Source organism: Exiguobacterium sp. s95 (assembly GCF_018618655.1).
Classification (GTDB): domain Bacteria; phylum Bacillota; class Bacilli; order Exiguobacteriales; family Exiguobacteriaceae; genus Exiguobacterium_A; species Exiguobacterium_A oxidotolerans.
This window is the reverse complement of record NZ_JACSMM010000024.1, coordinates 1-412: the sequence shown is the minus strand read 5'-3', so window position 1 is coordinate 412 and position 412 is coordinate 1. Positions and strand designations below refer to the sequence as shown.

The window sequence follows — 412 nt, the reverse complement described above, 5'->3', positions numbered from 1 at the left end:
CATTTTGGTATTCTAAGAACACACGTCTAATGACATGGTTATAAAAATTTGATGTCTTGTTGATGTCTTCAGTTTTCAAGGTGCGAGTGCCTTCTCCATGAAAATGGACAAGACAAATGGAGCCTAGCGGGATCGAACCGCTGACCTCCTGCGTGCAAGGCAGGCGCTCTCCCAGCTGAGCTAAGGCCCCAGGATATGAACTTAAAATTGAATGGTGGGCCTAAGTGGACTCGAACCACCGACCTCACGCTTATCAGGCGTGCGCTCTAACCAGCTGAGCTATAGGCCCATTCAAATATGGGATGATTCAGTTGAGAGATCGGACTCTCAAAACTGAACGATGGGCATGTCCCTTACGGGACGTTTTCCTTAGAAAGGAGGTGATCCAGCCGCACCTTCCGATACGGCTACC

At 49.0% G+C, this 412-nt stretch carries 2 tRNA genes; both read right to left on the bottom strand.

The window, feature by feature from the left end:
• Nucleotides 1–117: 117 nt before the first annotated feature.
• A tRNA-Ala gene (locus KNP99_RS15215) sits at nucleotides 118–190 on the bottom strand.
• Nucleotides 191–212: 22 nt separating this feature from the next.
• Nucleotides 213–289, bottom strand: a tRNA-Ile gene (locus KNP99_RS15210).
• Nucleotides 290–412 lie beyond the last annotated feature (123 nt).